Source organism: Citrobacter sp. TBCS-14 (assembly GCF_005280805.1).
GTDB lineage: Bacteria > Pseudomonadota > Gammaproteobacteria > Enterobacterales > Enterobacteriaceae > Citrobacter > Citrobacter gillenii.
Window position 1 is genome coordinate 1 of the sequence record NZ_SZWM01000198.1, and the last position, 227, is coordinate 227.

A 227-nucleotide genomic window follows, 5' to 3' on the forward strand; every position below is an offset into this window, starting at 1 on the left:
AAGCTGGAAGTGACCGGCGAATCTGGCGCGGGTCTGGTAAAAGTGACCATCAACGGCGCGCATAACTGCCGTCGCGTGGAGATCGATCCAAGCCTGCTGGAAGACGACAAAGAGATGCTGGAAGACCTGGTTGCTGCGGCATTCAACGACGCGGCGCGTCGCATTGAAGAGACGCAGAAAGAGAAGATGGCCTCTGTTTCTTCCGGAATGCAGCTGCCGCCTGGCTT

At 57.7% G+C, this 227-nt stretch carries 1 protein-coding gene; it reads left to right on the forward strand.

Translation table 11 applies throughout. The features are described from left to right. Positions 1–227, forward strand: a 227-nt coding sequence (locus FDX22_RS12095; protein ID WP_146717253.1) for a YbaB/EbfC family nucleoid-associated protein, incomplete at both ends; no start/stop codon positions are given.